Origin of the sequence: Candidatus Accumulibacter sp. ACC012 (assembly GCF_907163155.1) — a bacterium.
Lineage (GTDB): Bacteria > Pseudomonadota > Gammaproteobacteria > Burkholderiales > Rhodocyclaceae > Accumulibacter > Accumulibacter delftensis.
Genome location: NZ_CAJQUC010000003.1, coordinates 1 through 23,927, shown reverse-complemented (window position 1 = coordinate 23,927; position 23,927 = coordinate 1). Strand labels below are relative to the sequence as shown.

14 protein-coding genes and 1 pseudogene are annotated in these 23,927 nt (G+C 68.5%); all 15 read right to left on the bottom strand.

The window, feature by feature from the left end:
* Positions 1 to 112: 112 nt before the first annotated feature.
* Positions 113 to 799: a cupin domain-containing protein gene (locus QZ648_RS03605; RefSeq protein WP_291996147.1), complete on the bottom strand. Its 687-nt coding sequence runs from the start codon at positions 797 to 799 to the stop codon at positions 113 to 115.
* A 35-nt stretch (positions 800 to 834) separates the two neighbouring features.
* Complete coding sequence (locus tag QZ648_RS03600) at positions 835 to 1,158, bottom strand: hypothetical protein (protein WP_291996146.1); 324 nt, start codon at positions 1,156 to 1,158, stop codon at positions 835 to 837.
* Positions 1,159 to 1,178: 20 nt separating this feature from the next.
* Positions 1,179 to 2,732, bottom strand: a complete 1,554-nt coding sequence (locus QZ648_RS03595) for a DUF4157 domain-containing protein (protein ID WP_291996145.1) — start codon at positions 2,730 to 2,732, stop codon at positions 1,179 to 1,181.
* Positions 2,733 to 2,986: 254 nt separating this feature from the next.
* Complete coding sequence (locus QZ648_RS03590) at positions 2,987 to 3,421, bottom strand: hypothetical protein (RefSeq protein ID WP_169067893.1); 435 nt, start codon at positions 3,419 to 3,421, stop codon at positions 2,987 to 2,989.
* The gene (locus QZ648_RS03585; protein ID WP_169067894.1) at positions 3,406 to 5,217 is read right to left on the bottom strand and encodes a DUF4157 domain-containing protein; all 1,812 of its coding nucleotides are present in this window, start codon (positions 5,215 to 5,217) and stop codon (positions 3,406 to 3,408) included. The genes QZ648_RS03590 and QZ648_RS03585 overlap by 16 nt, the downstream gene beginning before the upstream one ends.
* A 381-nt stretch (positions 5,218 to 5,598) precedes the next feature.
* Positions 5,599 to 8,757, bottom strand: coding sequence for a DUF4157 domain-containing protein (locus QZ648_RS03580; protein ID WP_291996144.1), 3,159 nt, complete (start codon positions 8,755 to 8,757; stop codon positions 5,599 to 5,601).
* On the bottom strand, positions 8,754 to 10,742 hold the full coding sequence (locus QZ648_RS03575) for an ATP-binding protein (RefSeq protein ID WP_291996143.1): 1,989 nt from the start codon (positions 10,740 to 10,742) through the stop codon (positions 8,754 to 8,756). The genes QZ648_RS03580 and QZ648_RS03575 overlap by 4 nt, the downstream gene beginning before the upstream one ends.
* Positions 10,739 to 12,376, bottom strand: coding sequence for a hypothetical protein (locus QZ648_RS03570; protein WP_291996142.1), 1,638 nt, complete (start codon positions 12,374 to 12,376; stop codon positions 10,739 to 10,741). Before QZ648_RS03570 ends, QZ648_RS03575 begins: the two co-directional genes overlap by 4 nt.
* A gap of 5 nt (positions 12,377 to 12,381) precedes the next feature.
* Positions 12,382 to 17,358: a hypothetical protein gene (locus QZ648_RS03565; RefSeq protein ID WP_291996141.1), complete on the bottom strand. Its 4,977-nt coding sequence runs from the start codon at positions 17,356 to 17,358 to the stop codon at positions 12,382 to 12,384.
* Positions 17,359 to 17,374: 16 nt separating this feature from the next.
* Positions 17,375 to 19,402, bottom strand: a complete 2,028-nt coding sequence (locus QZ648_RS03560; protein WP_291996140.1) for a hypothetical protein — start codon at positions 19,400 to 19,402, stop codon at positions 17,375 to 17,377.
* A gap of 46 nt (positions 19,403 to 19,448) precedes the next feature.
* The gene (locus QZ648_RS03555; protein ID WP_291996139.1) at positions 19,449 to 20,435 is read right to left on the bottom strand and encodes a hypothetical protein; all 987 of its coding nucleotides are present in this window, start codon (positions 20,433 to 20,435) and stop codon (positions 19,449 to 19,451) included.
* On the bottom strand, positions 20,432 to 20,767 hold the full coding sequence (locus QZ648_RS03550; RefSeq protein ID WP_169067900.1) for a hypothetical protein: 336 nt from the start codon (positions 20,765 to 20,767) through the stop codon (positions 20,432 to 20,434). Before QZ648_RS03550 ends, QZ648_RS03555 begins: the two co-directional genes overlap by 4 nt.
* Before the next feature lie 22 nt (positions 20,768 to 20,789).
* Positions 20,790 to 21,101 (bottom strand): hypothetical protein, encoded by a 312-nt coding sequence (locus QZ648_RS03545; protein WP_169067901.1) that lies wholly within the window; start codon positions 21,099 to 21,101, stop codon positions 20,790 to 20,792.
* Positions 21,102 to 21,168: 67 nt separating this feature from the next.
* Positions 21,169 to 23,667: a phage tail protein gene (locus tag QZ648_RS03540; RefSeq protein ID WP_291996138.1), complete on the bottom strand. Its 2,499-nt coding sequence runs from the start codon at positions 23,665 to 23,667 to the stop codon at positions 21,169 to 21,171.
* Positions 23,667 to 23,927, bottom strand: a pseudogene (locus tag QZ648_RS03535) (putative baseplate assembly protein); the annotation flags it as partial. The pseudogene QZ648_RS03535 and the gene QZ648_RS03540, both read right to left, overlap by 1 nt.

Sequence of the window (23,927 nt, the reverse complement as noted above, 5' to 3'; positions counted from 1 at the left end):
GGCTGCAGCATTCATGCTTCAGGGCTGAAACAGCGAAGAAAAAGCAGGGCTAGCTCCCCTCCCGAAAGCCTTCCCTCGCCTGGGGCGGAACGCGATAAGCGTCGAAGCGCCTTCAGCAGCCCGCGAACGAGGACTTGCCCAATTCTGCGCCCGCTTGCAAATGCCCGGTCTTCACCCAGATTACCGTTTCAACTTCCGTGTACGGGCAGTGCGCGCTCAAGTGCGGGCTACGCAACCAACTGCCGGCAGGATAACGGCCATGTTCATCGATGAATTCGCCGCTGAGCACGAAGATCTCCTCGCCTCCCCAGTGCCGATGCGGCACGAAGCGTTCGCCGGCCGGCCATTTGACGAGCGCCACGTGCTCGACCTCGTACGAATGCAGCGGCATCACCTGCAGTCCGCCCTGGCCCGGTAGCCAGGCCGCGCTGACGGTGTCGATACGCACGCTGGCGGTATCTCCAGCGGCAAATTGGTGCAACTTCACGAACAGCACGCAACCCTCCCCGCTAAAGGGTGCATGGCCACTGCCGGGTGGATTGCGAAGATAGCTTCCGGGTCCGTAATCACCGTCTTCGTCCGAGAAAACGCCTTCGAGCACGAGGATTTCTTCGCCGCCGGGATGCAGATGGTGAGCGAAGCGAGCGCCGGCGTCGTAGCGAACGATGCTCGTCGCGTGCCCACGCTCGGCATCCTCGCGGGCCAGGGGTTTGCGCCACACGCCGGGCATCGGGGTGACTTGCCAGGGCGCGGTCGCGGTATCAATGTGCGCGGCTTCAGCGAAGTTCATGTTGAGCATGCGGGCGGTGTCCTGTGGAAACACTCGAGGATAGATCAATCCGACGCCCGGGCAACGGCCTGATCGAGCCAGGCCAGCCACCTGTCCACCGCCGCCTGCCGCTTCTCCGCAGCGTCCCGCCAGTGATAATCGCCGTTGTCGTGCCACAGAAGCGCCCAGTCGCCGCCCCAGGTATCGGCAAGCACATGGCGGCTGACCCCTTCGAGCACCCGTTGGGCACGCAAACGCGCCAGTTCGTCCGGGGACATCAACAGCGGCAGCACTGCCCGGGCGGCGGGCAGGCCAAGGCGTACCAGCGCGCGCACTTCAGCGGTGAAATCCGCGTGCAAGGGCTCGGGGGAACGATTGATATGTTCCACGAGGGATGCGATTTCATCGCTCACGGCATCACGATGGGATGGTTGGAAACGGTGTGCGAGAAGCTGATCACCACGCGCCGATTGGCGCGCAAGCGTCCCGCGTCACGCGGCTGCGTGGCACCCGGCGCCGTGCCGTGCTCGGAGAAGATCTCGGTTTCGCCGAAGCCAAAGGAGAAGGTAATGCGCGTCGCATCGACGCCGGCCAGCAACAGCAGGTTTTCTGCGACATCGGCGCGGCGCTGCGAAAGATCGGCGTTGGCGGCTTCGCCACCACGCACGTCGGCATTGCCTTCAATGGCCACCGTGACATCGGGGTAACGATCCAGGTAATCCGGGATATCCGCCAGCTTGCTCTCCTCGCCGGCCATCGGCACATCCTGATTGGTATCGAAATAGAGCACGACAGGCTCGTGCACATAGTAACCGCGGAAACGCTCGAGGGCCTCGTCGAAGACTGCCGAGGCGCTGTCCTGCACGCTGGCGTATTCGTTCTGCACCGCGCCGCTGCGAATCTGGAAGCCCCACGAGATGGCGCCATATATCGTCTGGTTGTCGGTGCCCTTGGCGACGGTCTCGAAATCCAGATCGCTGTCGAATGACAGGCTGGGGAAATCGAACAGGGAGGCCGCGCCGAAATCCGTTGGCGAGCGCAGCCAGCCGTACTGGTTGTCACCGCCGACGCCAAAATGTTCGATGTAGTTGGGCGAGCCGGCGTCGCCGCGCGGGGTCGCCGAGGGCAGGTTGTCGATCATCCAGCCGGCCGGGGCGCCGCCTGGCGTGCCGGGCGTCATCTGCTCCATGCGCCCGGCCTCGGTGCCCTGTACGCCGGTATTGCCGTCGACCATGTTGCGCCAGTCCACCGGCGCACCTGAAGACGGCGTCGTCGTTCCCGAAACGTCGGTGGCGTTGACCGCCTGGACGAGGCCGATCTCCGCCGAGTAAGGCCCGTTCGGATCCGGCTGAAAGGCAATCGTTCCCGACAGACCGGGTGGTGCCGCCTGCGTCGCCATGCCGATCTCGAAAACACCGAGCGCCACCGGCATGCTTTGCATCAGGTCACACTGCAGCGCGCGTGGCTCGCCCCCCTGCTGGGCGACGTGCGCCAGTTCGTGCGCCAGCAGACGATCGCCACCCGGCGTTCCTGGCGCATAGCGGCCGGGCGCGAAGAAAATATCCTTGCCGACGGTGACCGCGTTGGCACCCATCGAGGTCGCAATCCGCCCGGCGCTGGAGCCGGAATGGATGCGCACATCCTGTGGTCCCGACCATTCGGAAGGCAGCCGCTCGCCCGCGCTGGCCTGCCGTGCCAGCCACCCACCGAGCCGATCCGCACCCGGACCCCTGCCGATCGGCGTTACGTCGGGAGCACTTCGGGCACCTCCCGCCAGCATGCGCGCACCAGCGCGCTCGGCATCGACTTCGGCGTGCTGGTCGCGCGCCGGCCGCATCGTCATCTTGCCGCGTGCGGTCAGGAATTTGGGTACGCCAGGCGTAGCGGTCGACGCTCCGCGAGAAGGAAACACGGCCTCGGCAGCCTCGCTTCGCGTCGAGGTTTTCTTGCTCTGATAAGTCATCTTCGCCCTCCTTCCTTGCGCTCAGCGCGGGAACAGCCGTTCACCATTAGCGAAACTCAAAAAGCGTTGTGCACCGCCGGCGTCGTTCCAGGTAATGTGGATGGTCAGGTGCGGAAAACGGGTAGTCAGGTCCTGCAAGGGCCCCGCCATCGCCGGAGATCGCAAAAGGCCCGCCAGCCGCACCACGCCCGTGCAAGTGGAATCTCAGCGCGCCCGGCTTGGGCGAACGCACCGTTTCAACATGGGCTCGGCTCTCAGCCACTGAACACGGGGCCAGCCAGGGCCATGAGCGTCGCGCGCACGCGTGCGAAGGCCGGCGGCGCAGCGCTGCGTTCGATGCTCACGGAATGATGCCGCTCGCCGAGTGTAGCGTCGATTTGATCACGGAAACCGTCGCGCCCCGGGGTCAAGATCTCGCCCGGTAACGCGAAGAAATCGCCCTCAAGCAGCGCGTCGACCAGCTGCCGCTGCTGCCGGAGGTCCAGGCGCCGCAGCGCTTTTTCGGGCCAGGGTGCGCTCCAGTGCTGGCCACGCGTGCAGTCACGCGTCTCGACGTAGGCGAACAGCTCACCGGCGGGCGTCACCCGGATGCGCAGGTTGCCGCGACAACTGATCGCCTGAATGCGGCGGAACTCGATTTCCGGCTGCGCAGCTGTTGAAGGCTGCCCGGTGCTCAGCTGATGCTCCACTCGGATTGAGCGATGTCGGGGGCGGTCATGCGGCCGAGCGCCTCCCACAGGGTCACGTAATGACGCGGCAGCACGTCGATGCCGTTCGACATCTGGCTCGCGGTATCGACGCCCCACACCGCCGGCCCAGGCACCCCGGCTGCAGTGACCAGCCCGGAATAGAGCGTCTGCTGGGCGCCAAGAACGCCGGTAGTGTTGTTCTGATACTCGTCAGGCAGGCCCAGCATGTGACCGAACTCGTGCTCGCCGACCGAATAGCGGTTGGCGGCATACGTCGTTTCGAAGGCATGATCCACCGCTAGGTCGGCCCGGCGGTTGGCGGCGTCGCCGGCAACCCCCACCGACCCGTGGCCAAGGACGCCAATCGGTTGCGTCACACCAAGGCCGGCAAGGAAGCTGCGCACCGCCACCGCACGCCTCTCGGAGAGGTCGACGTTATGCGTGGCGTCACCGTCGAGACTGGCGAAGCCGTCGACCTTGAGCGGGATCAACGGATCGGACGGATTCTTCTGCCTGGCCGCATCGGCGAAGGCGACAAGGGCCGGCCGCATCACCGGGCTGATGACATCCGAATCGTTGCCGAACAACACCGGTGAAGCCGCCGCCGCAGCGAGTGCGCTCTCCAGGCGCTGGCGCTCGGTGGTAGCCACGCTGCCGCTGTTGAAGTCGGGCTCCTCGCGTACGTCGGACTGGTAGAGGTCGGCGCTTGCCGGGCGCTCGGGATGCGCCACGTCGGGGTCGTTGGTGGCCGACTTGTAGTCGATCCCCGGCCCGGGGCTCTTGTGCACCGTCGTCACGTAGTGCGCTGCAGCGTCGTCGCTGACCTCTACCGGCGTCACCAGCGGGATCGCCCTGAAGTCCCAGCAGGGCTTGCTCGAGGTCAGCGTATGCTGGGCGCTCCAGCGCGCCGCGACGCGACCGATATAGGCGCTCTTGAAGTCCGTCTTTTCCGTATCGCTCCAGAAGAAGCGGCTGAGGTCTTCGCCGGCCATGGTGCGGCTGATCCGTTCAAGCATTCCCGGCGCGTTGTCGGCCGAAACGAAATTGAACTTCATCTTTACCGTCACCGGCATAAGGCCGACCAGAGGAAAGTAGTCGGCGTCGAACATGCCGAAGGTGGTCGAGGGAATATAGCGTTCGAGGTGCATATGGCGCAGCGCGAAGGCGTCACGGCGGACGCCCTCTTCCGGCGTCAGGCAGCTGCCGAAAAGGCTGTCGAAGAGTGGCGTCGGCACCGTCGGAACACCTGCCGGCAGGGGCACACCGGCATCGGTCGGTGCGGCTGCCGCGGCAGCCGCAGCCGCCGCCGCGTCCGGCGTTGTACCGGCATCGGCGGTGACCCCGGCGTCAGGCACGCGGGAAACGGTGTTGCCCGTGCCGCCGCTGACCACATGGGCGAGTTCGTGCGCGATCAGCCGGCGCCCCGAATCGGACTCGGGTTCGTAGCGGCCGGGCGCAAACACGATGTCGTTGCCGAGGGTGAAGGCGCGCGCAGCCAGTGAGCGCGCCATGCTCCCTTCGCGCGATCCGCTGTGCACCCGCACCGCGCCGAGATCACGCCCGAACCGCGGCTCGAAGAAGTCGCGCGCGGACCTGTCGAGCGGGCGACCCGCGCCCAGCCCGGGCAGCGACGCCGACAGCGGCCCGGCCCCCTCGGCCGAACGCTGGATAGCGGAAGCGCAACGGGCGCAGGGTGCCTCCGGCGTACAGCCGTGGCATCCGTCGGGCCCCATCACCGCGGCGGCGATGCGCTCTGCCTGCCGCTCGCCGGCATCTTCCGGGCGGGAGACGCTCATTCCGCGCGCCGCAAGGAATCGCGGAGTGCCGGCAGCGCGTGTTGCAGTCGTGGGCCCGGATTTGGTGTGCTCAGCTGAAGAAGCTGCCATGCTGCCTCGTGCCTGAGTCGTGAATGTCATCGTCTGTCCTCCGGGTTTCGCCTGCAGTAAGCTCCTGCAAGCCGACGAGCGCATCGATCTGCCCGCCGTACTCCAGCATAGCGCATGGTCGAAGGGTCGCGGTGCACCGACTCGCGGTCCAAGCCCAGCCATGTACCCGCCGTTCCGGCGGTCTCGACCGGCAGTGCCTGGCGTCGGACCGTTGTCTGCGAACGCTGGCCGCCAGCGACCAACAGGGGCCACGGCAGGCGATTTCGGCCGCATGCATCGATCCAGGTCAATTCAATCGGCGGCGCCATCCACACAGCCGAACTCCCCCATCCCTTCACGCACGGCATGTTCGATATCGTCACCCCAGATGGAATCGACCAGGAGATAGCCGCCGAAACCAACGATAAAGCCAACCGCGTTACCGAGGAGTGGCACCTCCGAGCCAAGCACTGCGCCCGTAATCCCGGCTGCCAAGGCTCCGCCGCCCCCGGCGACCGCTGTGCGGGCACCAGTGGCGTAGTAATCAATGTCGCTATAGTCGGCATCCAGGAAGGTTTCCTGGAAGGCCATCGACCCCAGCGAGATCACCGGCGCGGCAACGGCACCGACACCGGTCGACACAAAAAGGCGTCCCCCCAGGACACCGCTGCTGGCGAGCAACCCCGGCGTTTCACCGGCAACCAGGCCACGGCTGGCCCACTGCGACAAACCCAGCGCGGCACGACTTTCCACAAGTGCACCGCCGTAGCCGACCGGAATCGACGCCCCCACATTGAACATGCTGGTCGCCACCATGCCACCATTCAAGTCGCCTTCGCCAGCATGCCACAACAGGCGACCCGACTCGGTAAGCGCCGCCAGCGCGCCACTCACCCGAGCGGCACGCGCAGCGCTTCCACCCGACACCGTCGACAGGGCATCTTCAGTCGCCATCCCGTTGGCAACCAGGCGGTGATACTCGACGACCTCAGGTGGAAAGAGGACATTGCGCTGCAGGCGAGAAACGGCCAGCGTGTTCAGACGCTGCAGGGCCATCACCGAAGCCAGGGTCGCGCGCATCGGCGCCACACGCGCACCGGCACGCTGCGCGACCTCGCCGAACACCGCCTGGATTCGCACCGTGGCATCGACATCGCCGGAAAGGATCAGCGCTTCGATCTGCGCCCAGTTCGAGATCGCCGCAGCACCCTCGCCCACAGGCGCGCCATGTACCAAGGCATCGACCACCGGCGCCAGACGGCCCGCCGACGCCCGCTCGCGCCACGCGGAGGCGAGCCCGGCGTCGACGCTGCCGGCCACCGCGCCGCGCAGGTCCCCTGACAGGGCACGGGCACGCAAGCGCGCGGTGAGCTGGGCGCGAATGGTTCGATAGGCCCGGCTGGAAGGTGACAGCGCGCGTACCTGATCCCATGACGAGTAGGTGCCGTCGCCGTGGCTTATCGGATCGGCACTCAACGAGGCCTCGATGATCGCGCGGCTGGCATCGGTCATCCGCGACGGCGACGCGCTGACCGCGCGCTCGATTCCAGCCGCAAAATCGGCGCGCGAGAGGTTTCCGCCGGCGACCATCGTCTCGACTGCGGCACGCACCGCCCCGGCATGCTCATCCGGTACCAGCAGCCGGGCGCTCGCCGCCGCATCCAGATCGGTGCCAAACTCGGGATAGACCGGGCCCAGCATGTCTGCCGCAGAAGTCAGCGTCGAGCCCTCGGCAGTCGGGCTCATCATGCGCATGAACTTGGTCAGATAGTGATCCGGATTGAGCGGGCCGCCCGTATCGACGCCGCTCATCGAGTGGGTGAGCGACTCGAGGTCGCCCGTGCGCAGATCGAGGGTATCGAAGGTCGGCGCATTGGCCTGCAGGCTGTTCAGGTCAACCACGGATGGATCAAGGATGGTGGAAAGATCCGCACCCAGATGCAGCTCTTCGAACATCGTGCCGCGCCAATTGACGCCGGCACCCCGCATAGAGGCCGGATTCGCCGGATCTGTGCCCGGCGTCACTAACGGGCGAAGGAAGGCGTCGCGAATATAGAGATCGGTCGGGTTTGCGTAGAGGTCGGTCGGCAGAATCACTGCGGTCGACGCCCCCGACAGCCGCCCGGGGACGCCGGGAAAACCCCTTGCACCCGGATCGGCAAAGCTGAAGTCTGGCCCCATGCCTGATTCCGGCCCTGCAGAGAACCCTGGCCACAACGGTGCCGGCTCCGGAGTCGGTGGAGGGAGGCGAACGGTGAGCGCCTGCGAGAAGGGGTCGTGGCTGGCGTAGAACTCGTTCACGTCCACCTGCGGCACGTTGTAGCGAGCCAAAAACCGGTCGAACTGGGCGGGCGTCAACACCTGCCCCTCGTGCTGGAAAGCCGGGCCCTCCTCACGCGCAACATCGGCCAGCACCACCGCGAGCATTTCGGGCCCGATCGGCCGGATCTCGTAGAGCGTTGTCGGCACCGCCGTGATGCGCTCCTCGGCGAGCCAGGAGTGACCCATTCCGCCACGCCGGCGACGTTCGCCGGCAAGGCGGCGCCGCAGGTGGTCGTGGTCGTAGGCAGGCTGTGAGTCCGGACGGCGATCACCAAGGTAGGCGACAACACGCTGCCAATGAGCAAGGAGTTCGGCGTTGCTCAGCGCACGCGCCGACACCGCGCAGGGATCGTAGGCGGCACCCGCTCCAGGCGGCATCAGCGAGGGACGGGCAGCGCTTGAACTGGTGGCCAGCGGCACCGCGACGCTTGCCGCATCGGCACTGGTCATTCCGGCAAACTCGTCCTCCGGGAGGCGCCTGAGCACGCCCCCACTCCGCCCTCGCTGCTGTACCACGTGCGCCACCTCGTGGGCCATCAAGGCGAGGTCGTCAGTGCGCTCGCGGGCACCGAGCCAGATATCCCGACCACGGGTGAACGCGCGCGCACCGATGGCGCGAGCAGCGCGCGCCGGCGCTTTGCCCTGATGGACCCGGATTGCACCGAGATCGGTGCCGAGGGCTGCTTCGAGCTGACCGCGCACCGCGCCGTGCAGGCCGGTGGCAGCACTGCCATTGCGTGCCGGCCGGGCATCGTCGGCGGTGCCGCTGCGGCCACCATCGCCATCGTCGGGCGGCTCTGCGCTCAGGTACTCGCGGCGTAGCGGCTGTTCATCGTTGCCGGGCTCCGCGCTCTCCTCGACGAGCTCCTCTGCGCATTGCGGGCACGTCCGCCGCAGCGGCGCCCCAGGATCGTGGCCGAGAAAGCGCGGAACCGTGGACCCCGCCACCAGCGCGCGCGAAAAGGCCTCGGCCTCGTGCTCGAGCGGGTCGTCCGGCTCTCCGACCTCGAGGCGCGCCTGCACCCCATCACCGCCGAGGCAACGCGGCACACCCGGCGTCGGACGCGTCGGCCCGGCACAGTCGCAGGCCCGGCGACTGCCGGGCGGAGCCGCATCGGGCTGAGGCCGCCGGTCGAGGACAAGGCTCATCCACTGCCTCCAACGCCGGCCGGCATCTGCTTGCCGAGCTTGTGATATTCGCTGGCCAGAGCGGCGCTCAACTCCGCCTCGCCGAGAGCAGCCCCCTGCGCACCGGCCAGTGCGGCGGCAGCGAGCACCACATTGCGGATGTGCCCGCCGGGGAGATCGCAATTGGCGGCCAGCCGATTGAGCGCCACGGCATCGAGGATATTCGACTCTCCAAGGTGGGCCAACCACAGTGCCCGCCGCTCGACCGGCCCGGGAGCGAGGAATTCGATGATCGCGTCGAGCCGTCGGGTAAAGGCCGAGTCGAAGCGTGCCCGGCTATTACTGGTCAGCAAGGTTATGCCCTCGAAGCTCTCGATGCGCTGTAAGAGGTAGTTGGTCTGCTGGTTGGCGAAGCGGTCGTTGGAGTCCTTGACGTCGGTGCGCTTGCCAAACAAGGAATCGGCCTCGTCGAAGAGCAACACCACTTCGGCGTGCTCGGCGCGGGCAAACAGCTCGGCGAGATTCTTCTCGGTCTCGCCGATGTACTTGCTGGTCACCGAGGCGAGATCGACCCGGTACAGTGGCAGCCCGAGACGGGTCGCCACCCAGCTCGCGGCAAGCGTCTTGCCGGTGCCAGACGGCCCGACCAGCAACGCCCGCACACCGGGCCGGTAGCGGGTACGCGCGGCAGCGCCGAGCCCGTTGGCAAGCGTATCGCGCAGACGGCAGCGGGCGACCAGCGATTCAAGCACCTGCCGCAGGCCCGGCGCCAGCACCAACGCCTCATCGGCAATGTCGTCATCCAAGAGCTCGGCGAGCGCGCCGAGGTCGGCACCGACCCCGCGGCGAGCCACCTGGACGACATGTTTCACAGCGGGCGTTTCACCAGCACGGGCCGCCGCCGAGCGAGCTGCCTGGCCCAGTTCGGCGATGCGCCCGGCTCCGTGGCGATGATGCGCAGCGAGCTGATCAACCGCGACCGCATCGCCCAGCGCCGCGCGCCACAGCCGGGCGCGCTCGTCGGCCGGCGGCACCGGCAGACGCCACTGGCTCACGGCGCCGGCAGCCTCGATGCTGCCCTCGAGTCCGGTGGCGACCAGCAGCGGTCCATCGTAGCCCGGAATTTCGGGTAAACGCCGTCGCTCGCCCGGCGTCAGCGCCACCTGCAACACTGGCAGACGGTCCTGCAGCCATAGCCACGGCCCCAGTCCGTGCGGCGCGTCGCCCTCGTAGAAAGCCGGGCGACGACCGCTGGCCGCGGCCACAGCAAGCGCCGCCGCACGCGCCTCGCCGGGCACGGCACTGCGCAAAACCAGCACCCGGACACCGTCGTCGCGCAGGCCGGCAGCCTGGCTGTGCGCCGCCGCGATGGTCGAATCCGGCAGCATCGGCAGCCCGTCATCTTTGCTGCTGACGCCGTCAAAGCAGCCCTCGTAGCCGGCCAACGCCATGACCAGCGGCAACGGCGTGCGTACACAGCGTTCGCACAACGGGCGATCCTGCGACTCGAGCTGCAGCAAGCCTATCCGCCGTCCGCCACCTTCGGCCAGCAGGGCCAGCGCATGGTCTTCGCCGAGCCGCTCGCACAAGCTCGCCAGCAAGCCTAGCGTGGGCCGCGCGCTGCCGACGGGGTGCTGCAGCCAGATCAGCGTCCGCGCAGCCATCGGCGTCAGCTCGATGGCACAGCTCAGCGCGGCAGCAAGGGTTTCGGGGAGGCTCAGGGCTTCGCGGGCGGCGAGAGCGTAAAGCGCATTATCGCCCGCCGGTGGACCGGACAGCCAGGCCGACATCAGCGCCTGCACTACCGCCTCACGGCCTCGTGCAGCGGGTGCCAGAACACCACCACAGCTATCGATGGAACGGCCAAGCGCTTCCAGCCAAGCCGCTTCAGCACCCTGAGCAGCGTTGCAGTCAGTCGCCAGCAACGCCAAGGCCAGATCGGCCAAGCGCGGCAATTGCGTCGCCGCAGCCCCCGTCTCAAGTCCGGGATGTTCCGGTCGGTTCATCCCTGATCCCGCCCGTAGTGAAAGCGTAGTACCCGCCCCAGCCACGGCACCCAGCCCGGGTCGACATCCAGGCCGGCGCGACGAATGCGCAGATCGACGGCATTGAGATCCTGGCGCACATCGACATGGGTGGCGGTGATGGCGATGCGTGCCGGACGGCAGACCAGCGAGTAGAGGCCGATGCCGACATGGCGGCGCAGATGGCGGCGGCAGTGCCCGAGCCAGCGCACGGCCTCACCATCGGCCTCGCGATCGACGGCCAGCGGCAGAACGCACAACAGCCACAGCGGATCGGCGTCGGCGATCGCCAGTCGCCGCAGCAGAGTGGCGAAAATGCGCTGCGGCAGAGCGCTCGGCGCGCTGTCGTCGCCGAGGAAGTCGGCCAGGCCGAGGCGGTTCAGCAAGGGGACCAGGAGCAGCAGGCCGCCAGCGGCCGTCGCAGCATCGCTGCTCAGCAGTGCTTCCCTCTTATCGACCGTGCTCGGCGAGTCCTTGGCGAGCGCTACGGGTGGCGCTGTCAACTCACGGCCAGCTTCCGGTGCCGTCGCTGGCGACTGCGCTGCTGACGGCTCGCTGCTGGCGACGGCTTTGCCGGCACCAGGCACATTCTCGGCAACCGGCGCAGGTGGGCCATCGCTGGCCGCAGCGGCCGCTTGCGGAGGCGCAGCCAAATGCCTGGGAGGGGCGCCCATATCTGCCGCGTGCGGGGATTTTGGCACGCTGCTTGCGGCTGGCGTGGCGGCCGGCAGCGCCGCGGGCAAGGCGCCAAGCGCCGCCTGCTGAGCGGCAAGGGCTGCGTCGAAAGCGTCCGCTGCGCATCGTTTTTTATCACCGCCATCACCGCCAGTGTGGCAGGCGACGCGCCTTGTCGCCAAGGCTTTGTCCTCCCCATGATCGGCGCCGCCACGCTCCCGGCGGATGTGGTGATCGACAGCCACGCCACACAAAACCGCCATATCGAGCAGCCAGCGATGGCGGCCATCGTCGCCACCAAGCTGCCCGGCCGACCAGTCGAGCAGCGACTGCCAGTGCGCCGGCGCGCTTGGCGGCGCTTGTCGTCGGGCGCCCTTGCAGGCCAACTGCAAACGGGCCACGTCGTCGCTCCGCAGGGCGAGCACCAGTGCAGCGCAAGCCGCGTCGCTGTTGGCAAGGAGCAGCGCCATCCAGCGCGGCAATGCCGCCGGCGCTTCGGGCAACTCGGCAAGCGACAAGGCCAGCGCGCGCAGCGCCGCAGCGCGACCAAGGGTGGGTCGATAGTTCGTCACGACCAGCGGCCAGCACCACGCCTGGCGCGCAGTGTCGGCGAGCAGTAAACGCGTCAGGGCCAGGTGGGCCGTCAGCGCATCGGCAAAACGCACAGCCGGTGCGGCGCCTAGCGCCGCATCGTCGACCAGCGAGCCATCGACGGCGATCGCCGCACGGCACACCGCTTCCAGGTGCAGCGCCACCTGCTGCGGCGACACCCCGGGCGCGAACGGAGGCAGCCGCACGCGGCGCAGCAGCAGTAGCTCGGCGCCGTCGCCCGGCAGGCTGGCGGTGCGCAGCGCGTCCTCGATCAGGAAGCCGGCACGGCGAGCGAGGGCATCGGCCGGCGCGCGGATCGACAGGCGGCGGACCGTGCGCTCGGCGAGCATGAGCCTTACCTGATCTTGACGCTGGCCAGCCGCGCGCTGCTCATCGCCAGCGGGCTGTCGGCAGCGACAAACTGCACCCGGCTCTCGGCAGCCAGGTCCAGGCGGTTGCCCTCGACGTGCAGCACCGTGGTTGACACCTCGCTGCTCGCCAGATCATCGACCCGTGCTCGCGCCACCACCCGGTCGCCCTGATACACCAGCGCCTGCATGCCGACCCTGAGCTTGAGGCCGTCGATAACACGAATCGGCAGGCGAATACCGGGCAGCGCAGTCACCGGCCCCGGCAGGCGACCGGAAATGATGCGATTCACCGGCGCGTGGCTGGCGAGCAGCAAGCACATGTGCACCAGGTCGTTGACCAAGCCCTCGGCCTCGCGGTCGCCGCTCTTCATCTGCCCGAACAGCCAGTCGGCGTAGGCCTGCAACTGGCGCCGCGTCGCATAATCGAGCTCGCCCCAGCGCGGCAGACCGGCCAGGTTTCTGAGCTGTGGCGTGGCGTCGAACTGCGACAGGCGTTCGGCCCAGTCGAGACGGATCGATGGCAGCACTTCCGAGAAGGCCTCGTGCAGACAGGCGGCAATGCGCGAGAGCTCTGCGAACACTTTGGCGGCGTTGCTGGCGACCGCGCCACTGCCGTGCTCGCCATCGATCAGGTCGCCCAGCGAGACGACTTTCTCGGCCTCGGCGCGCGCCCCCTGCCAACCCAGCGCAGAAATTACCAGCGGCTCGATACGCGTGGCTGCGACGCGCAGTTGCTGCACGGCGGCGAAGCGCTTGTCTTGCAGCGCAAGGATTGCGCCAGCGACGCCACGAACGGCACTGGCTGGCGGCCGCGCCGCCGCCCGCAAGTTCATGATCTGACTGCGCAACTGCGCCGACTGCATGACCCTGACCAGGAGATCGACGCGGTCGAGTTTATCGAGCAGCGCCGGCAAGCGCGCAAACCAGCGCGACGGCGCCTCGCGCACGACGCCCAGCAGATCGGCGAGTTCGTCGGGGGCGTCCTGGTGCGCCATGAGACAAGCCGGTACCGGCGCTTCGAGCAAGCCGGGATCGAGCTGGCGCATCGGCGCCGGGCTGATCAGTTCGGCCTCGCGCGGACGCTGATAGGCGACGAACTTGACGTGATCACGCAGGATCTGCGTCCGGCGATCGTTGATCGCCGCCAGTCGCGCCTCCTCCTCGGCAATCAGCGCGCGCGTCACGGCGACGTCGTGGCGCGCCTCGGCGAGGTCCTCGCCGACCGCCAGCAGCCGCTGTTCCAGCACGGCGGTCTGCTTTCTGAGGCTGTCGAGCAGCGCCTCGCTGAGCGCAATGGCGTTGCGGTAAAGCTTGATGCGACCTTCGAGCTGACGCATCAGCGCCACCGTGTTGTCGGAAAGGTCAGCGCCGTCCGAGAAATAGGCCGACTCGTCAATCTTGCTGCGCCGCGGCGCCTGCAGCATCAGCGGCAAGCGCCAGCGCTGCTTGAGCACGGTGCGCAGCGGCAGGCTACGGGGCAGGCGGTTGAGCGTGTTCTGCTCCGCGGGATCGCCACTGTCGACGATCGGCAGCGGGCGGTCGGGATTGCCCACCTCCGCCTCGGTCTCGTAGAACAGCGCCGGATCACCACGCACGCCGTGGAAGGCAATGCTCTCGAAGAGGCCGGCGCTGTCACCCCCGTCCTCGACCTCGAGTTCGTCGGCCAGCGCGATCAGACCGCGCACCGCCTCGTAGCGCGTGGACGTGGTGTAATCCTTGGCCTCGTTGGCCTTGGGCGCCGCGAGCCGCTCGGCGATGCTCACCGTGCGCACTTCCGCCTTGCCGATCAGTGGCGCGGCGTTGGTGATGTCGAAGGGAACGAAGCTCGCGCTGCCAAGCAGCAGCCGGGTATTGGTGCTGTCGCGAACCAGCGCGTTCTGGTTCACCGTCGAGCTGCCCGCCTTGAAGGTGAGTCCTTCGCCCTTCACTAGCTCCTGCGTTGCCGATGAATCTACAGTCAGCGCCTGGGCGCCGCCGCTGGCAAAGGCGCTGCCCACTGCCCGTGCCGAGGCGGTCGAAATGCTGCCGGCCGAGCCAGCCGCGCCGCCGCTGGCGAAGGCTGCGGCAGTCTGCGCACCCGCCGGCGAGCCACCGCGGGCTGCCGCCGTGCCAAACTGGGTGGCCGCTGGCGTGTTCTTCAGTTCGTCGAAGAAACCGGCGATGCGCTCGGTCGACGCAACCGCGGTCTCGGCCTGGGCAATGCTGGCCAGCGCCGGTGAGATCGCCAGGCGAGTGGCGGCGGTGGTGCCGAGCACCAGTTGCCGGACGCGATAGATGTCGGTCTGCACCTTGACGAAGTTGTAATCGACCAGATCGTCGGCGCGGTCGGCGCGACTCTTGAGGTAGGCGATGAAACCGTCGAGGCCAAGCTGGAAGATCTGGTAGCGCTCCTGGGCCGAGAGATGGCCCAGCGCCGGGTTGTCGTAGAGACGCAGTGCGGCCTCTACCTGGCCGTTCACCGCCGCGCTGGTCGGCGCGCGCAGGTCACGCGCTTGCAGAAACTGCCACACCCCGCGTGGCTGGGCGCCGGCAGGCAGAGCGCCGGAGAACCACGGCCGCTCGACATTGGCCGCCGACAGCGCACCGGCGTGGGCAAAGGCGGCAGCGCCGTCGAAAAAGGTGAACGCCATGCCGTTCAGCGCCGCGCCGACGACATCGACGCCACTGCCGGCATCCACCGGCACCTCGAGGCGCTGCCAGCGGCCCGGCCGCGGCATCGCGCCGATACGCCGACGCGACGCCGTGCCTTCCGTACCCCAACTGATTCGGCTCAGTCCCCAGTAGGCGCGGTGGTTCCAGCTCGTGCCGCTGCGCCATTGCAGCATCAGCTGCGTCGGCGGATTGTCAGGGTCTACGAAGACCCACACGTAGAGCTGCTCAGCAGCCGCCGCGGTGAAGGTGGCGCTGGCATTTTCGAAGAAATGCTGATGCAGACCGGCCGCTGGCGGCTCGCTATGGCCGCCACTTGCCGGAGCGCCGCTGCCATCGACCGGCACGACCGCCGCCGAGGCATCGAACGGTGCCCACAGATCGTTGTGGGTCATGAAATCCCAGCGCTCGTCGCCATTTTGCTGGGCAGCCGTGGGAAGAACGCTGCAGAACCACTTCCTCGGCGCACCGCCGGTGGCAATCGCACCGGTCATCGCGAACGCCGCCTGGCCGTCGTAAAGGGTGAATGCCATGCCGTCGGCGGCCAGTCCTTCGAGGCCGACCAGCGCCGCCGGCAAGCGCAACTGCACCCACTCGCCGGGCGTCGGCAAGTCGCCGGCGCGGGCGCGTGCAAGCGTGCCTTCCGCGCCCCAGTCGATCAGGTTTTCACCCCAGTAGGCGCGGTGATCCCAGCTATCGGCATGCCATTGCAGCATCAAGGTACGCGGCGGGCGCTCGGGGTTCAGGTACACCCAGGCATAGAGCTGCTCGCCCAAAGCAAGGGTGAGCGTTTCGGTGGCTGCTTCAAAGAAATGCTGGTGCACGCCGGCGCGCAAGCCCGAGCGATGCCCGCCACCGGCCGGTGGCGGGCCCCAGGGGGCGAGCGTTTCGGCTTCGAGCGCTTCTGGATCTTCGCCTAGCGCCGGCACCGCCAGCGCCTTGCCGCTGATCGCCCGGGCCAGCACCGAGGCTCGTGTGCGCAACCCCTGACGCGCGCCGAGCGCACGCGAGCGCTGCAACTGGAAGGCGGCCAGGGTGGTGGCGAATTCCGGGTCGATCACTTCACGGATCAGCAGACGCGGCTCGAACACCGATTGCGGCACCGGTACCAACAGGCGTACGCGTTCGCCCAGCGCCAGATCGAGCGGCGCCAGCGACGCGGCCTCGGCGAGCGCGGCATCGAGTTGTTCGCTCGGCAGCGGCGCGGCGTCGAGGGTGAAACTGGCCGGAAAGAAAGCGCTCGACAAGGTGTCGAGATCGACGACATGCGCCGGCAAGAGGCCGAAAGGCGGCAAACGCACGTAGTCAGCCGCCAATGTCGCGGCGTCTGGCGCCGGGTCACCGGCCGCGGCAATCTGCTCGGCGAGTTGTTCGAAGCGTGCTTGCCACAGCGCCGGCAACCGCCAGTGAATGCCAAGGTTGTCGGCGGCGCCGCCCATGCGCCCGTAGCGGGCACGTCCGCCGCTGCGGACGACACTGGCACGGTCGAGGAATAGCGGCGTCCAGTCGCTGGCGCAGGCGACCAGGCCGATCGGCACGCCGAAGGCCTCCCAGGGCAACGCCGCGTCGGGAGCGAGCAGGCGTTCGGCGTCGAAAATGCGCCACGCCAGCTCATTGCGCCAACGCCCGGGCGCGCCGGCCGGCAGGGTCGGCAGGCTGAGGAACTCTTCCGGCCAGGCGTACCACAGCAGCCGCGCGGCATCGCCAATGCGCCAGTCCTCGAAAGCGATCACATTGCCCTTGCCGCAAGCGTCCAGCGAACACGGATCGGTGGGATCGAACTCGCCGATGCGGTCGGCGCTCACCGGCTGCAGGAGCAGAATGCCGACTCTTGGCAACGCATCCGGCAAAGCCGCCACCACCGCGCCGAGTGTCGGGCCAAGCACCTTGGCGGCAGTGCTACTATCCTCGCCGCCGGCCCCACCCATGCCGGCAAAGGCCGACGGGTCGGCTACCGCCGGCAGGTCGGCCAGCGCCACTTCCAGCGCCTGCAGCACGCGCACATCCTCGCCATCGATACTCAGGCCCTGCCCCTGCAGCAGCGCCAGGCGGGTGCCAACAAGGCCAGCCGCGCTGCTCAACAGTGCCGTCTCCAGGCCGCGCACGACGCCCGGCGTGAACGCCTGACCACGCAAGGCGATATGCCGAGCGGCCCAGTTCTGGCGACCCGACAGCGTTGGCCCGGTGAGCGTACGGCCGGCAAACAGATTCGGCCGACGCAACCACCAGCGGCCGGCGTCGGCGGCAGTTTCCGGCGCCAGGCCGACGACTTGCTCGCCAGCCAGGGGCCTGTCGATTGGTGTGATGCTCACGATCCACCTCCTTCAGTCATTTGCGGTTGCCCCCGGCCTTGCCGGTGGCCTCGCTCGTACTTGCGGCGGGCGACGCCTTGCGGCGTTTGCCCGATGGCGTGGTGGCGGCTTTTTCGCCGGCTGTGGGAGTGTCGACGGCCGGCGCGGCTTGCGCTGCTGCCCGAGTCGTCGCCGCCCCCGCCCTCGCCGGCGGGCGCGGAATCGGCGTCGGCGTCGGCGCCGCTGTCGGCGTCGTCAGTGTCGGTTTGACGGCGGGCTCGGAGGGATTGAGTGGCTGCGGTCGCAGGACCGTGCCCGCCATGCGCGACAGCTCGGCGGAGCGCAGCTTGGCGGCTGCGCTATCGGCGCTGCGCCAGTCGCCGCCATCGGCAATCGCCGCCAGCGCCGCGGTGCTCGCCACACTGTCCGGCCGGGCACGTTCGAGGCGGATCAGACCGTCGCCGACACCGGGAGCCGAAAGATCCGCGGCCACCCGCAGCACGGCCGCTTGATCAAGCGTTTCGGCCCGGCCGAGTTCGCCGAGAGCTGCCGCGGTGAGACTTGGCGACTCGGCGAAGCGCGGACTCGCGAGCAGGCTCTGGACTTCCAGCGCGGCGCGCGGCGTGGCGCGCGCAAAGACACGGTTGCTGGCGATGTCGAGACCCAGCGCGCTGAGCCGCGACGAATCGGTGCTCGGTTCGAGGGTGTCACGGCCAGCAAGGCGGATCGCCTCACCGGCCAGATCGTCGCGATAGGCAAGATTGCGCCGACGCACGAACCATAAATCCGGCAAGACCGCGAGCCGTGCCCACTCGGCGTTGGAAGGATCGCCGCTATCGATCGGCAAGGGCAAGCGCGGAATGCGCAGCTGCTGAAGGATTTCAAGCGGCTTGCGGGTCGCCACCAGATTTATCGCCGCCGGACGCAGGGTGCGCGTGCGGGTCGTCAAGCGGCTGCTCACCGCCCGCCATTCGTTGCGCGGGATCGGCGCCAGCAGCAATATCGAGGTCGATTCGAGCGTCGCCGACGGCGCTTCGAGGTCGATCGGCGGCAGCGACAGCGCCTCCTCGACCAGCGCCGGCAGTTCGTCCTCGGGGATGATCGAGAAATCGACGACCATTTCGGGCGGGAAATATCGCTGCGTGAAATCACGGCTGTCGATCATGCCGGCCGGTATCGGCCCGGCCGACGGCAACAGCGGAAAGTTCTCGCGCGCCGCGAAGCCGCGCCCGCCGCTGGCCAGCAGGAGGTCGGCGAGATGCACCTGGTGCTGGACCAGGTGCGCCAGACGCAGCGCACGCGGAGCGTAACCAAGGCCCGGCAAGTCGGCGCGATCGGCACCGAGTTCGCGACGCACCATGGCCTCGTCCACCCACACCACCACATTATTGGACAGCGCCAGCATGGCCAGCGGCAGGACGTTGGCCGACAGGCCGCGCGCACCGTCGCCGGCAAAGATCGCCGCTGCCGCGCGGCCACGCCGGGCGTCGAGGGCATCGGCGGCGCCATCATCCTGCCACGGCACGAGGACGATGGCCGTGGCTTCGACCACGTCGCCGTCTTCGACGCTACGCTGGCCAGTGATCGACGTCGGGTAGGAACCAATCGGATTATCGGTGTATTCAACCGGGCGCAGCGCCAGCACGAACAGGCCGCTGCGATTGCGCAGCGGTGGCTGCGCTACTCTGCCGAGCCCAAAACGTGCCGACAGCTGCTCGGCGCGCGGGATGTCGGCGAGCCGCAGTTCGATGGCCCGCGTCAGCAGCACCAGTTCGCCAGCGGCGGTAACGCCGTGGCCGGCCGCCACATTCACCCGGTCACCAGCGCTGCCGCGCTCGACATCGAGGCCGCTGGCCACGCCGCTGCCGGCGGCCTGGCCGAGGTCGGCTTCGCGGGTGAGGATGTATTGCTGGTCGCGAATCAGGTCGCGTGCGGCCAGGAAGCGGCCGTCGAAATAGCGAGGCCGTTCGCGGCGCGGGTCTTCGATCAGCGCCCCGGCTTCCTTGAGCCGCGCCACCTCCGCGGAGCCAAGAGTTGCGCGCGTTTCGCCAGTGATCAGGTTCATGACTCATCCTCCAGAGCGCCGCTTGGCGCGCCATTGATCTTGCGGTTCATCCGCCCAGCCCGAGTGCGCCGGCGAGCATCCCCAGGTGCGGCAACACGCGGCGGCCGCCGTTATCGACGATGGCATCGCCGCTGCGTGCCGGCGGGTCGCCAGCCGCCACCGGAACGAAGATCCGCGCCAGGAACACCGCGGTCGGATCAAGGCCGGGCGGATGCCCCGGCGGTGCCGGCAATTCGCCGGCAGCGTCGCTGCCGCCGGCGCTGCCAGAGATATCCGGCCAGCCAGCGAGGACCGCATCCTGCAAGGCGTCGCGGCGCGCTGCCGGGGCGAGAGCGGAGAGGTCGCGATCCGGCAGCGGCAGGCCGTTGAAATCGTCGTCGAGGCCGTCGCCGCGCAGCACCAGATGCACCTCGAAAGCGTCCCGCAGACGCGAGGTCTGCACCGCGTCGAGGGCGTCGAAGGGCCCGCTGGCGAAAGCCGGCGTGAGTGCCTGACGACAGGTCACGAAGCGCACGAAGACATCGGCGATCACGGCCCGCGCGGGCAGCACCGGCCCGTCGGCGATGAGGCGTGCGCTGGCGAAGCGCTGCGGGTTGTCGAGCGCGGCGAGGCGCAAGCCGTCACCGCCGTCGCCTGCCAGTTCACCGTCGAACCAGCGCGCCAGGCGCAGGCACACCGGTCGCGGCAGTTCCACCAGGCGCCCGAGCCGGTCTACCGCCAGGCCGGGGGCGATACGCACTTCCTCGACCGCCTCGCCTGCCGCCGGCACCTGACGCACGCGCAAGCCGGCCAACGTCCCGCCAGCAAAAAGGCCCGTCGCGCCGGCAGCATCGGCATCCAGCCCCGCGGGCAGGCGCCGCGCTCCGGCGCCACTGACAAAAGCTAGCGCGCGAGCAAGTCGGCTGCGGTGGTAGGTCTGCTCGTCGGCAAAGTCACCGGCATCGAGCAGCATTCCCGTGGCGTAGTGCGGGCGCGCCGCGTCGGGCAGCGCGTAGAGCGGGTCGTCGGAAGGCGGGCGAAGGGGCCTGTTCATGTTTCGCTCCTGGGTTTGGCTGGCTTGGCGGGCTTGGCGGGTTTGCGCGCCCGCGCCTTGCGCGCTTCAGCGGGGGCACGGGTCGGCCGAACAACGGGGGTGAGGATTGCTGTCCACCCCGGCAACGGCGGCCGAAATAGCGTTGGCCGCGGTGGCGTTTCGACTACAAGCCGCCGGCTGACGACCACATCGACCGCCTCGGGCGCACTGCGCCGTCCATTGTTGCTCACCACCACCAACTGGAAGCGGTGCGTGCCGACGGACAGGCCGGCATCGACCACCACCACGGGTTCGGCGGTTTCGACGGTGCGCCCCTTGACAAAAGTGGTCATCGCATCGGCTCCGCTTGGCGACTCAGGGCTGACCCATGTAAGTCCACAAATAGGTCACCACACGGCCACCGCCAGCATCGAAGGACCGGCTGCCATCGAGGTTGAAGCTGGTCGCGAAGTCCACGCTGCGCGGTGCATTCAGCACGGCGGTGGGGTTTTCGGTATCGGCGACGATGACGATCACGTCGTCAGCAATCGAGCTGTTGCCGGAGTCGTCCACCACCACCAGACGGAAGGTGTGGCGCCCCAGCGGCAGCGCAGAATCGGCGGACAGGGTGACTTCGACGGTGGGGGTCTCGGTCTTGACCTCCTGGTTGATGATGAACTCGGCCATTTTTGGCTCCTTGTGTCGGGTTGAGTTGCGGGTGGTTTTACCAGCGCTGTTGCCGCGCTGCTGGCACCTAGTCTGTCAGGCGCCATCGATACTCGATGATGCGTCCGCCAGGCGCGGCGCTCGAGCCGCTGCCATCGAGGACGAAGCTGCGACCGTGCGCGACGGCCATGTCGGGGCCGGCATCAGCCACCGGCGGCACCAGCGGCAGCGGTGACAGCGCACCTGACAAACGCGGATCCAGGCTGCCGACGCCGAGCACGTAATCGCCGTTGCCGAGGCTGCTGACGCCGAGCCGAGCCGCAATGCGCTCGCGCGGCGGGCCAAGGTAGGTATCGACACCGACCAGGCTGGCAATGCCGACCAGCAGCGGCCAGGTGGCAGTCGCCACCTGCACTTCGACATGGGCCGGCGCTTCGAGCTCGACGATGCGGCGGAGCAGGCCAAGGTCCTGTGGCTCGACGCGCTGGTGCACCAGCACCAGCGCGCGGAAGGCCAGCTGGTCGTAGAAAGCAAGCACCGCCGAGCGCTCGGCGCTCGAAATCAGCTCGTCGCGGAACAGTGCCAGCAGTTCGACGCGTTCGGCCTCGCCGAGAACCAGGGTATCGCCGACCACCGAATTGCCGCTGATGACCAGGCCTGGCAAAAGCGGGTCGTCCGCGACGTTGAGGTTCACGCCGAGCAGCGTGCTCATCAGCCGGCGCATGCGAAAGCCTTCCAGGACCACGATCTCGCCGCCACGCACGCCGCCGTCGCTGGCGATGTCGAGCGCCAGCCGCAGACCGCGCTGGCTGCCGTGGTAGCGCGCAAGCTCGCTCGAACGGACGAGCCATTCGCGCCGCCGCCCCTCCGGCAGCACGGCGTCGAAGGCCACGCCGAGCCAGCCAGCGAGCCATTCGAGCGACTCTTCCGGCACCACCACCGGGTCGCTCGCCAGATGAGCAGCGGCGACGCGGTCTTCAAGCGGAGTGAGCACGCCTTCGACGTTGCCCAGCAGACGCTCGAGGAAATCGGCGGGCGTCGCCACGCCAGGACTTTCCGCGGCGGCGCCGAATTCGCTTTCGCGATAGAGGCGCGGCAGATATTGATCACGGTAGGAGAAGCGCGAGCCGTAGGCGCGCAAGGCGGCCAGTTCAGGCGAATCACGCCCCGCGCCGAAAAACGCCACACGCACCCACAGATAGCGGCCGCTGAGAGCGCGCACGCGATGCGCGGCACGCTGGACCAGCGCCGTCCACAGTCCGGCGCGGCCGGGCTCGGGCGCGCCCCAGGCACCCAGGCCGGGATGGCCAGGCAGCTCGGAAGGCTGCCGTTCCCAAACCGCGTGCGGCACGGGCCCGGCGGGCAGTGACTCGTCGGGCAGTTCACCGAAGACATGCGCGTGCCATTCATCGACCACCGCAGGGCTCGGCTCGGCGCTCGTCGCCAACCACACCAGCAGGCCGCAGCCGACCGGCAGGCGGGCGTCGGCGTAGACCCGGTGCCAGACCGTCCGCTGGTCGCCGCTGTCGATGAGATGCATCGCCGCGCTGCTGAAATTCGCCGCCTCGCCGCGGCGGGCGAGGTTGGCCAGCGACAACCGGTAAAGCGGTTCGAGCGCGCCGCCCGCCAGCGGGTAACGTGGCGGATCGTCGAGGCGATGGGCGAAAGGCGCTTCCTCGGCAGCGCTCGCCAGCGGGTAGATGTCGCCGGCCGGCTGCAGCGTCAGCGCCACCGCGGGCGAACCCCTGGGCACCCACACTGGCGCGTCACGGCGGCCCGGCACGCGCGCCACGATGACACGGCTTCCGCCCTCGCTGAGCCAGTCGATCGCATAGGCGAAGATCGCACCGGCCAGCGTCTGCGCCGGTCCGAGCCTGGCCAGCAGCCGATCGAACAGGCGCAGGCGACATTCGCCATCGCCGAACCATGACAACAGCGCCAGCGTGCCGTCGGCGGCAAGCGTCAGCGCCTGCGGCCGCTCGCCGGCCGGCCAGACAACGTCGTCGAAAATCTTCAGCGTTGGCGGACTGGGGTTTTCGGGATCGGGGCGGAAAGTGCCCGGCGCGTAGTCAACCGCCGGCCGCTCCGGCTGGAGGCAGCCGCTGAGGTGACCGAGGCGACCGCTGGCACGTTCCAGCAGCCACACGCCGCCGCGTGGATCGGCGGCAAGACGCCAGGCCTGGAAGTCCGGTGTCGGCAAAACGGTGTCCGGCCAGCGACCGCGCAGGTCGTGCAGCAGGAGGCGTTCGCCCAGCGCCACGTAGAGCACGTCGTCGAAGCCGGCAGTAAAATCCAGCGGTCGCTCGGTGAGTGGCAGCAAAGTCGCCACCGCCGGCAGATGACTGACGACGACGATGGCCATCGCCGCTTGCTCCCAGCGCGCGCTGGCGCCGTGCCGGTCGACCGACTGCGGCAGACGTTCGAGCGCCGCCGCGGCGATCCCGGCGGCGTCCGCCGGAGCTGCCGAGAGACGGCGCTCGCTGGCCAGGCGCAAGGCACGGCAAGCGGCACGGTAATCGACGTGACTGCGCCCCGGCCAGTGCCGGTCGTCGGCCAGTAACCAGAAGCGCTGTCCGTTGGCATCCATCAGCACAGCTCGGGCACGACCGGCACAGCGACAGCGCTGTCGTCGGCGAAGGGGTTGGGCAGCGCCGAGAGGTCACCCGGCGCACCACCACTGCCACTGCCAGCCGGATTGTCCACAGCCACCACCGACAGCAGTTCGGGCAGCTGCCAGGCGGCGAGCTGCAGCGACTGGCTGCCGTCGGGCGTATTGCGCGTCAGCAGCCGCCATTCGCCCTTCCCGGCGATCTCGGCACGTTCGAAGAGGTTGATGCCGCCGACCTC

Coding starts and splice junctions, on each gene's coding strand:
- QZ648_RS03605 (WP_291996147.1), bottom strand. CDS start 799: ATGCTCAACATGAACTTCGCTGAAGCCGCGCACATTGATACCGCGACC.
- QZ648_RS03595 (WP_291996145.1), bottom strand. CDS start 2,732: ATGACTTATCAGAGCAAGAAAACCTCGACGCGAAGCGAGGCTGCCGAG.
- QZ648_RS03585 (WP_169067894.1), bottom strand. CDS start 5,217: ATGAGCGTCTCCCGCCCGGAAGATGCCGGCGAGCGGCAGGCAGAGCGC.
- QZ648_RS03580 (WP_291996144.1), bottom strand. CDS start 8,757: ATGAGCCTTGTCCTCGACCGGCGGCCTCAGCCCGATGCGGCTCCGCCC.
- QZ648_RS03575 (WP_291996143.1), bottom strand. CDS start 10,742: ATGAACCGACCGGAACATCCCGGACTTGAGACGGGGGCTGCGGCGACG.
- QZ648_RS03570 (WP_291996142.1), bottom strand. CDS start 12,376: ATGCTCGCCGAGCGCACGGTCCGCCGCCTGTCGATCCGCGCGCCGGCC.
- QZ648_RS03560 (WP_291996140.1), bottom strand. CDS start 19,402: ATGAACCTGATCACTGGCGAAACGCGCGCAACTCTTGGCTCCGCGGAG.
- QZ648_RS03555 (WP_291996139.1), bottom strand. CDS start 20,435: ATGAACAGGCCCCTTCGCCCGCCTTCCGACGACCCGCTCTACGCGCTG.
- QZ648_RS03550 (WP_169067900.1), bottom strand. CDS start 20,767: ATGACCACTTTTGTCAAGGGGCGCACCGTCGAAACCGCCGAACCCGTG.
- QZ648_RS03545 (WP_169067901.1), bottom strand. CDS start 21,101: ATGGCCGAGTTCATCATCAACCAGGAGGTCAAGACCGAGACCCCCACC.
- QZ648_RS03540 (WP_291996138.1), bottom strand. CDS start 23,667: ATGGATGCCAACGGACAGCGCTTCTGGTTACTGGCCGACGACCGGCAC.